The organism is Mycobacterium sp. (genome assembly GCF_046095365.1).
Lineage (GTDB): Bacteria > Actinomycetota > Actinomycetes > Mycobacteriales > Mycobacteriaceae > Mycobacterium.
In genome coordinates this window covers 1-8907 of sequence record NZ_JBJTJF010000153.1, presented here as the reverse complement: position 1 = coordinate 8907, position 8907 = coordinate 1, and the positions used below count along the sequence as shown (strand labels likewise).

The 8907-nt window shown below is 74.8% G+C and carries 6 protein-coding genes and 1 pseudogene; 2 read left to right on the top strand and 5 right to left on the bottom strand.

Annotated features, from left to right (window positions below; genetic code table 11):
• The coding region (locus ACKOQ4_RS11830; protein WP_526292021.1) for an ATP-dependent helicase at positions 1 to 1735 on the bottom strand (1735 nt) is incomplete at its 3' end.
• Between the two features lie 54 nt (positions 1736 to 1789).
• On the opposite strand from ACKOQ4_RS11830, the gene ACKOQ4_RS11825 reads away from it, so the two are divergent.
• Complete coding sequence (locus ACKOQ4_RS11825; RefSeq protein WP_526292019.1) at positions 1790 to 2029, top strand: mycoredoxin; 240 nt, start codon at positions 1790 to 1792, stop codon at positions 2027 to 2029.
• A gap of 62 nt (positions 2030 to 2091) precedes the next feature.
• Here the strand turns inward: ACKOQ4_RS11825 and nudC are convergent, their stop codons facing one another.
• Entirely contained in the window at positions 2092 to 3009 is a 918-nt protein-coding gene (gene nudC / locus ACKOQ4_RS11820; RefSeq protein ID WP_526292017.1) for an NAD(+) diphosphatase, read from the bottom strand.
• A 5-nt stretch (positions 3010 to 3014) separates the two neighbouring features.
• On the bottom strand, positions 3015 to 4082 hold the full coding sequence (locus ACKOQ4_RS11815; RefSeq protein ID WP_526292025.1) for a potassium channel family protein: 1068 nt from the start codon (positions 4080 to 4082) through the stop codon (positions 3015 to 3017).
• 79 nt (positions 4083 to 4161) lie between these two features.
• Here ACKOQ4_RS11815 and ACKOQ4_RS11810 point away from each other — a divergent pair, with 79 nt between their 5' ends.
• Positions 4162 to 4572 carry a DoxX-related protein gene (locus tag ACKOQ4_RS11810; protein ID WP_526292015.1) on the top strand — a complete coding sequence of 137 codons (411 nt, stop codon included), beginning with the start codon at positions 4162 to 4164 and terminating at the stop codon, positions 4570 to 4572.
• Here the strand turns inward: ACKOQ4_RS11810 and ACKOQ4_RS11805 are convergent.
• Together ACKOQ4_RS11805 and ACKOQ4_RS11800 are read right to left on the bottom strand one after the other, a co-directional pair.
• Positions 4526 to 7807, bottom strand: a complete 3282-nt coding sequence (locus ACKOQ4_RS11805; RefSeq protein ID WP_526292023.1) for an ATP-dependent helicase — start codon at positions 7805 to 7807, stop codon at positions 4526 to 4528. The two genes, ACKOQ4_RS11810 and ACKOQ4_RS11805, sit on opposite strands and share 47 nt — an antisense overlap.
• Positions 7750 to 8859: pseudogene (locus ACKOQ4_RS11800) on the bottom strand (RecB family exonuclease); the annotation flags it as partial. The gene ACKOQ4_RS11805 and the pseudogene ACKOQ4_RS11800, both read right to left, overlap by 58 nt.
• Between the last annotated feature and the right edge of the window lie 48 nt (positions 8860 to 8907).

Genomic DNA, 8907 nt, shown 5'->3' with positions numbered 1-8907 from the left:
CGCCCAGGAACCGCGACGGCTTGCGGGTCTGCCGGCCGCCGGGCGCGCGGGCGGCCGCCCAGCTGAGCTCGAGATGCGTTCTGGCCCTGGTGATTCCGACGTAGAGCAGCCGGCGCTCCTCCTCGACGGCCTCGCTGTCGGCGCCGTGGGACAGCGCGTGGGAGATCGGCAGGGTGCCGTCGGCCAGGCCGACGAGGAACACCGCGTCCCACTCCAGGCCCTTGGCGGCGTGCAGCGAGGCCAGCGTGACGCCCTGCACGGTGGGAGTGTGGCGGGAGTCGGCGCGCAGCCGCAGTTCGGCCACCAGGGCGGCCAGGTCCAGATCCGGGCGGACGGCGACCTCCTCGTCGACCAGTTCGGCCAAGGCGCGCAACGCTTCCCAGCGTTCCCGGGCCTTGACGCCGGTGGGAGCCTCCGGGGTGAGCCCGAGGGGCTCGAGCAGATCGCGCACCAGTTCCGGCAGCGGTCCAGCCGGATCTATCCCCGGGTCGCTGCGCTCCTGCCCGCCGGTGCCGCGGTCGGCGGCACGCTGCAGGGCGACCAGCGACTGGCGGATCTCCTGGCGGGCGAAGAAGCCCTCCCCGCCGCGCACCTGGAACGGGATGCCGGCCGCGGTCAGCGCCTCCTCGTAGACCTCGGACTGGGCGTTGATCCGGTAGAGCACCGCGATCTCGGCGGCCGGGGTGCCCGCCTCGATGAGGCCCTTGATGGCGCGGGCCACCCCGGCGGCCTCGGCGGTCTCGTCGGGGTGGTCGCGGAACGTCGGCTCCGGCCCCGGCGGGCGCTGGCCGATCAGGTGCAGCTTGGAGCCGGCCATCCGCCCGCGCGCGCCGGCGATCACCTGGTTGGCCAGCGAGACCACCTGCGGGGTGGAGCGGTAGTCGCGCTCCAGGCGCACCAGGGTGGCGTCCGGGAAGCGGCGGGAGAAGTCGAGCAGGAAGCGCGGCGTGGCGCCGGTGAAGGAGTAGATGGTCTGGTTGGCGTCGCCGACGACGGTGAGGTCGTCTCGGTCGCCCAGCCAGGCGTCGAGCACCCGCTGCTGCAGCGGGGTGACGTCCTGGTACTCGTCGACGACGAAACACCGGTAGCGGTCGCGGAATTCGCTCGCTATGGCGGCGTCGTTCTCGATGGCCGCGGCGGTGTGCAGCAGCAGGTCGTCGAAGTCCAGCAGCGCGTAGCCGTCCCGGTTGGCCTTCAGCGTCTCGTAGCCGGCGTAGACCGCCGAGACCTTCGCCGCGTCCAGCGGGATGTCGCGGGCGGCCTCGGCGACGGCCGCCGGGTAGGCCTCCGGGCTGATCAGTGAGGCCTTGGCCCACTCGATCTCGCCGGCCAGGTCGCGCACGTCGTCGGTGGAGACCTGGATGCGGGCCCGGTTGGCGGCCTGGGCCACCACGGCGAACTTCTTGTCGAGCAGCTCCCAGCCGGTGTCGCCGACCACCCGCGGCCAGAAGTAGGACAGCTGGCGGCGGGCGGCGGCGTGGAAGGTCAGCGCCTGCACGCCGGCGACGTCCATCGCCCGCAGCCGGCTGCGCATCTCCCCCGCGGCCCGGGAGGTGAAGGTGACCGCCAGCACCTGCCCGGCGGCGACGTGGCCGTCGGCCACCAGGTGGCCGATGCGGTGGGTGATGGTGCGGGTCTTGCCGGTGCCCGCCCCGGCCAGCACGCACAGCGGCCCGCGCGGGGCGTGCACGGCCTCGCGCTGTTCGTCGTCGAGGGCGGCGGGCATGGGCTCCATCTTGGCAGGGGGCGGCGACAGCCCGATCAGCCGAGTCGCCTAGGTTGAGGCGCTATGGCCGGGGTGACGATGTACTCGACGGTGTGGTGCGGCTACTGCAAGCGGCTCAAGGTCGCGATGAAGGCCGCCGGTGTCTCCTTCACCGAGGTCGACATCGAGCACGACCCGGCCGCGGCGCAGTTCGTGATGAGCGTCAACGGCGGCAACCAGACCGTGCCGACGGTGACCTTCCCCGACGGCAGCGCGCTGACCAACCCGTCGATCGCCCAGGTGAAGGCCAAGCTGGGACTCTGAGTGCAGGCGCCGCCGGGGTCTACCGGGTACCCCGGACACCCCGGCGCCGGCCCCCGGGTGCCTCAGCGGCTGTAGGCCCAGGACTCGATGATCTCCCGGGCGATCGAGATCGAACCGGGCAGCAGCAGCCGCGAGCCGGACCGGCTGCTCCAGTCGCCCTCCTCCAGGGCCGCGCGCACCTCGGCGCGGCTGAACCACGCCGCCTCGGCGATCTCGCCGTCGTTGAAGGCGAACGGCTGCCCGGGGTCGGCCAGGGCGTGGAAGCCCACCATCAGCGATCGCGGGAAGGGCCAGGGCTGGCTGCCCAGATAGGTGACGTCGGTGACGCTCAGGCCGATCTCCTCGGCGATCTCGCGCGCCACGCAGGTCTCGAAGGACTCGCCGGCCTCCACGAAACCGGCCAGCAGCGAGAACAGCCGCTCCGGCCACACCACCTGGCGGGCCAGCACCGCGCGGTCGTGCCCGTCGTGCACCAGGCAGATCACCGCGGGGTCGACGCGGGGGAACTCCTCGTTCCCGGTGAGCAGGTTGCGCCGCGCCCACCCGGCCCGGATCGGCCGGGTCGGGTTGCCGTCGGCGGGCGAAAAGCTCGCCGAGTCATGCCAATTCAGCAGCGCCAGCGCGCACGCCACGAGTTGGGCGCTGACGTCGTCGAAGGCGATCCCGGCCCGGCGCGGGTCCACGGCGCGGGCCGGCACGCCGTCGGGGGCGTCCAGCGGCGCGCGCGCGGCCCAGGCGTGCCGGCCGTCGGGCAGCCGGCCGAGGAACACCGCCTCCGACGGCGGCGCCCCGGCGAGCTCGGCCGCCGGGTTGAGCACCAGCTCGTCGCCGACGACGAGCACCTGGCCGCGCTCGTCGACCCGCAGCAGCACCGCCTCAGCCCAGCCCTCGACGGCGGCGTCGACGTCGGTGCGCAGATGGTCGGCCCGGTCGGCCCCGATCCGCGACAGCAGCGGAACGTTGCGCAGCCGAAAAGTCATGCGGCTCAGCCGCTTTCGGCACGGCGGACGTAGAGCAGCCGGTCACTGCCCTCCAGGGCGTCGACCGCCTCGTCGTCCACCCGCAGCAGCTTGCCGTTGCGCACCACGCCGAGCACGATGTCGGACAGGTGCCGCGGCGAACCGCCGACCTCCTTGGACTCCACCTCCCGTTCGGCGATCGCCAGCCCGGCGTCGGGGGTGAGCAGGTCCTCGATCATCTCCACCACGGTCGGTTTGGAGGTGGCCAGGCCCAGCAGCCGCCCGGCGGTCTCGGAGGACACCACCACCGAGTCCGCCCCGGACTGCAGCAGCAGGTGGCGGTTCTCGCCCTCGCGCACCGCGGCGATGATGGTGGCCTGCGGGGCCAGCTCGCGCGCGGTCAGGGTGACCAGCACGGCGGTCGGGTCGCTGTTGGTGGCCACCACGACGGCCTTGGCGTGCTGGGCGCCGGCCAGCCGCAGCACGTCGGAGCGGTTGGCGTCCCCGCGCACGGTGACCAGGCCGGCCGCGCTGGCCCGTTCCAGCAGAAGCTCGTCGGTGTCGACGACGACGATCTCCGATGGCGGGACGCCGTCGCCGATCATCGCGCTCACCGCGGTACGGCCCTTGGTTCCGTACCCGACGACGACGGTGTGATTGCGCACCCTTTTCCTCCAGCGTTGGATCTTGAAGGCCTGACGCGAGGCCGTGGTGAGCGTCTCGACGGTGGTGCCGACCAGCACGATGAGGAACAGCACCCGCAGCGGCGTGATGAGAAGGACGTTCAGCAGCCGGGCGTGCTCGGTGACCGGGGTGATGTCGCCGTAGCCGGTGGTCGACAGCGACACCGTGGCGTAGTACACGCAGTCCAGCAGACTCAGCGTGGTCGCTTCGCTGTCGACGTCGCGGTAGCCGTCGCGTTCGAGGTAGACCACCAGCACCGCGGCGGCCAGCACCAGAAACGCGTAGAGCAACCGGCGGGCGATGCGCCGGCCCGGGGAGACGTACTTGTCCGGAATGTGCAGGTAGTCGACCAGAGCGGCGTCCGGCTTGGCGGCGAGGTCCTCGTCGATGGCATCCAGACTGCGCCGCATCCGGCGGTCAGTCACGGGTCAACCACGCAAACTGCCCGTTTCGCCGAGGGCGATGCCAGCACACGGCCATTATGAAACCATGCCCGACTCCCCCGCTGAGCCCGTTAGCCAACGTCCCGCCTACAGGATGGCGGCGATGCTGATCGGGATCGGGGCCGGGCACTTCCTGTCGCCCAAACCGTTCGACACCATCGTCCCCGCCGAACTGCCGGGCAGCCCGAGGTTCTACACCTACGCCTCCGGGGCGGCCGAGATCGGCGTGGGGACCATGCTGCTGGTGCCGCGCACCCGGCGGATGGCCGCGCTGGCCGCCGCCGCGCTGTATCTGGCGGTGTTCCCGGCCAACCTCAACATGGTGCGGCTGTGGTGGAACCGGCCGGGCATCCAGAAGTGGCCGGCCCGGGCGTTCGCCCTGGCGCGGCTGCCGTTCCAGCTGCCGATGGTCACCCGCGCGCTGGCGATCCGGCGCGACGCTCCGCGCCGGGGTTGAGCAGCAGCGCGAGTTCCTCTGCGCCGTAGAGCGTTTCGGGCACGACGGTGCGGCCGGACCGCACGTAGTGGAATGCCACCCGCACCTGTTCGACCGGGCGTCCGGTCAGCCCCGCCCAGGCCAGCCGGTAGACCGCCAGCTGAACGGCGGCGTGCCGGCGGGCCTGCTCGCCGGCCGGCGGGTCACCGGTCTTCCAGTCCACCACGGTGATTCCGCCGTCCGCATCGGCGAACACCGCGTCGATGCGCCCGCGGACCACCGCCCCGCCGAGCGCGAGTTCGAAGGGCACCTCCACCTCGACCGGGGTGCGCGCGGCCCAGGGCGAGGCGCTGAACGCGGCCTGCAGCCCCTCGAGCGCCTCGGGGTCGGCGGCCTGGGATTCCCCCGCGCCAGGCAGGTCGTCGAGGTCGAACAGCCGCTCGGCGCCGTAGAAGCGCTGCACCCAGTCGTGGAAGGCGGTGCCCAGGATGGCGTGCGGGTCGGGCCGGGCCGGCAGCCGGCGGGTCAGCCGGCGGGCGGCGGCGTCGCGGTCGCGGTCCAGATCGACCAGTGCGCTGACCGACAGGGCGGCCGGCAGCGGCGGCGGGTCCGCGCTGGCCGCCCGGGCCCGTTCGGCCAGCAGCGCCTCGACGTCGGCGATCCAGCCGTGCGGGTCGTCCGGCCCGGAGGTCTCCGCCGCCGACGCCATGGCCGCGGCCACCAGCTGCGCGCCGCGCTGCACCTCACCGCGGCGGCCGGCCAGCGGATCGACCGGCCACAGCGCCTCGACGGCGTTGTCCCGCAGCGGGTTCGGCTCGCCGTCGGCGGGCTCGGGCTCCCAGTGCTCGACCTCCCCGCAGCCGGTGGCGGCGATCACGTCCCGGATCTCGCACAGGAACTCCGACGGCCCGCGCGGGGTGGACTCGGTGGCCCCCCAGTGGTGGCCGGAGATCAGCAGGGTGTCCTCGGCGCGGGTCAGCGCCACGTAGAGCAGCCGGCGTTCCTCGTCGACCTTGCGCGCCAGCAGCTGGTCGCGGTGGGCGTCGATGAGGTCGGAGAGCGCCTTGCGGTCGGTGACCGCCGAGGTGTCCAGCAGCGGAACCCCGTGCAGCCCCGGCCCGGCCGAGCGGTCGCCGCGCAGCAGCGGCGGAAGCTCGGCGGCGTCGGTCAGCCAGGTCCGCTTCGAGGCGGTCGACGGGAACACCCGCGCACTGAGGTGCGGCACCGCCACGAGCTGCCACTCCAGGCCCTTGGCGGCGTGCACGGTGAGCACCTGCACCCGGCCGGGCGCCACCCCGACCTCGGCCGGGGACAGCCCGTTCTCGACCTGCGCGGCGGCGTCGAGGTAGGCCAGCAGCCCGGCGATGTCGGCGCCGGGACGCTCGGCGTAGCCGGCCACCACGTCGCAGAAGCGGTCCAGGTGCTCGGCGCCGGCGCCGGCCGCGCGCACCTCGGCGTCCAGGCCCAGCACCCGGCGCACCTCGGCGACCAGGTCGCACAGCGGGTGGGCCAGGAACCCGCGCAGCCGGACCAGTTCGGCGCCCAGCACGCCGATGCGCCGGTGGCCCTCCGGGGAGTAGTCGCCCGCCGGGCCGGGGTCGGCCAGCGCGTCGGCCAGGCAGGCGGTGTCCGCGCCGCCGGCCGCCGCGGCGATCTCGCCCGCCGAGAGCTGGCCCGCGCCGCCGGGGCGCCGGCCCTCCAGGAGAACCGCGCGCCGCCACAGCGCGGCCAGGTCCCGGGCGCCCAGCCGCCAGCGCGGGCCGGTGACGACCTCCATGGCAGCGGTGCCGGCGGTGGGATCGGCGACCAGCCGCAGGGTCGAAACCAGTTGCGCCACTTCGGCAATGGACAGCAGCCCGGCCAGCCCGACGACCTCCACCGGCACCCCGCGGGCGGCCAGCGCCCGGGCCACCGGGCCGGCGTCGGCGTTGCGGCGCACCAGCACCGCGGCGGTGGGCGGCTGCTCGCCGGCCTCGGCGGCGGCGCGGTAGCGGTCGGCGATGTGGCCGGCCACCCAGTCGCGCTCGCCGTCGACGTCGCGCAGCAGGGCGCACAGCACGGTGCCCTCGGGCGCGCCGGGACGCGGTCGCAGCGGGCGCACCGCAACCGAGCGCCGCCGCGCCTCGGCGGAGACGGCGTTGGCCAGCTGCAGCACCCGGGGCGGGTTGCGCCAGCTGGTGCGCAGCTCCAGCGTCGGCGCCGGGGTGCCGTCGCCGGCGGGGAAGTCGGTGGTGAACCGCGGCAGGTTGGTGGCCGAGGCGCCGCGCCAGCCGTAGATGGACTGGATCGGGTCGCCGACTGCGGTCAGCGCCAGGCCGTCGTCGGCCCCGCCGCCGAACAGCGCCGACAGCGCGATGCGCTGGGCGTGGCCGGTGTCCTGGTACTCGTCGAGCAGCACCACCCGGTAGCGGGCGCGCAGCTGTTCGCCCACCTGCGGGCAGGCGGTGGCCAGCCTGGCCGCGGCGGCCATCTGGGTGCCGAAGTCGAGCACCTTGGCCTGGCGCATCCGGGCGTGCAGCGCCTCGATCAGCGGAACCAGCGCGGCGCGTTCGGTCTGGGTGTCCAGCAGCCCGAGCAGGCGGCGGTTGGGGCCGGTGTCGCGCTGGCGCGGCCCGGGCGGCAGGGTGTGCACCAGCCGGTCCAGTTCGCGGTGGGTGTCGCGCAGGCCGGCGGTGTCGACGAGGTGTTCGGCCAGCTCCCCGGAGAGCCGCAGCACCATCGTCGTGACGGCCTCGGGGCTGCGGTCGATCGGCAGCGGGCCGGGGTGGGCGTTGACCACCTCGCGGGCCAGCTGCCAGCGTTCGGTCTCGCCGAGCAGCCGGGCGTCGGGCTCGACCGGCAGCAGCGGGCCGAACTCGCGCAGCAGCCCGCCGGCGAAGGCGTGGTAGGTGCTGACCAGGGGCGAGCCCGCCGGAACGGCGTCGCCGAGGTGCCCCGACAGCCGGGCCAGCCGGGAGCGCACCCGGCGCAGCAGCTGCCCGGCGGCCTTGCGGGTGAAGGTCAGCCCGAGCACCTGGTCGGGGCCGGCGTAGCCGTTGGCCACCAGCCACACCACCCGCGCGGCCATGGTCTCGGTCTTGCCCGCCCCGGCCCCGGCGACGACCACCAGCGGGCCGGGCGGGGCGGCGATCACCGCGGCCTGCTCGTCGGTGGGCTCCGGGAGGCCAAGGGCCGCAGCCAGTTCGGTCGGGCTGTAGGTCACGACTGCCCCCCGGCGTGCGCGGGGCAGGACGGCTGCAGCGGGCAGTGCTTGCAGCCGTCGTTGACCCGGGCGACGAAGGTCGGGCCCGCGGTGCCGGCGGCGGCGGCGCGCACCGCCTCCTGCCAGCCGGGGGTGTCGGCGGGGCCGAGCGCGGTCTGCTCGCGTTCGGTCGCGCCGCCGGCGGCCGAGGGCTTGCCGACGTAGACCAGCCGCCCGCCGCCGGGCTGGTCGCCGTCGGGCAGCAGGCCGGCCGACACCGCCAGCTGGTAGAGCCCGAGCTGCGCGTGGCTCTGGGCGTCGTCCTTGCTGACCGGTGTCTTGGCGGTCTTGACGTCGACGACCACCAGCCGGTCCTGGGCGTCGCGCTCCAGCCGGTCGATGCGGCCGCGCACCCGCACCCCGGGCTGTCCGCCGGCGGGCTCGGCGATGACGCCGTCGAGTTCCACCTCGGTGCCGATCTCGGTGAGCTCGCCGCGGGTGGCGGCACGCCACGCCGCGAAGGCGGTGATCATCGCGCGGTGGCGCTCGAGCTCGTTGGCGGCGTACCAGGGGGCGTCGAACGGCAGAGCCGCCCAGAGGTTTTCCAGTTCGGCGATCAGGCTTTCCCCGATCCGGCCGGAGTCGGCGAGCAGGGCGTGCACCACCGAACCCAGGGTGGAGTTCAGCGCGCGGGCGCCGGAGCCGCCGTGGCGTTCGGCCAGCCAGCGCAGCGGGCAGTCGGTCAGGGTCTGCAGCGTGGAGGGGCTCAGTGCGACGGTGTGCCCGGCGCCCTCCCAGAGCGGCTCGTCGGTGCTGACCCCGGCCAGGCCGTGCCACTGCGCCGGGTCGGCGCCGGGCACGCCGGCCGCGGCCAGCCGGGCCAATTGGTTTGCCGCGCAGGACCGTTCGTCGTCGCTGATCTCGCCGTCCGGCGCGCACACCGCGGCCCGCAGCCGGCCGACCACCGCGGCGGGCGACAGCACCGGCGGGGCCGGCACCGGTTGCGGCGGGGTGTGGCCGGGGCCGCCGGCCAGTGCCGCCAGTTCGGCGACGAACGGCGAGGGCAGGGTGCCCTCGTCGCCGATGTCGGCGTCGACCGCGGTGATCAGCACCCGGCGGCGACGACGGCTCGGTCACCGTCCGGGTGGCCGACTCCGGGCAAGCCGAGGCAGCGG